This window comes from Acinetobacter sp. ESBL14 (genome assembly GCF_036668815.1).
Taxonomy (GTDB): Bacteria; Pseudomonadota; Gammaproteobacteria; order Pseudomonadales; family Moraxellaceae; genus Acinetobacter; species Acinetobacter gyllenbergii.
Window position 1 is genome coordinate 1 of sequence record NZ_JAZEVS010000050.1, and the last position, 403, is coordinate 403.

The window sequence follows — 403 nt, forward strand, 5'->3', positions numbered from 1 at the left end:
CGCCGTGTCGATCACCTGCTGGGCGCTGTCGGTGGCGTGGAGCGTGGCGAGCGCGGCCTCGCGCGTGTTGCGCTGGCCCCGCACGTCGCGGAGCCAGCCGGCGCGGTAGATGAGGAGGGCGGAGGTATCGATGTCGAGCACCATCTCGGCGAGCTTGGACTGGGTGACCGGATTGTCGGCGAGCGTGCCGTCGCCGAGCCGCCTGGTACGGGAGCGCGTGGTCGCTTCGTCGAGCGCGCGGCGGGCGAAGCCGAGCGCGGCGGCGCCCACGGTGGTGCGGAAGATGTCGAGCGTCGCCATCGCCGCCGCGAAGCCGCGCCCGGCTTCGCCGAGCAGGGCGTCCGCGGGCAGCGCCATGTCGGCGAACGCCAGCGTGGCGAGCGGGTGGGGGGCGATCACTTCG

1 protein-coding gene is annotated in these 403 nt (G+C 74.4%); it reads right to left on the reverse strand.

The window, feature by feature from the left end:
- Positions 1 to 403 (reverse strand): acyl-CoA dehydrogenase family protein (locus V6E90_RS21575; protein ID WP_332606416.1); only part of this gene is annotated, 403 nt, incomplete at both ends.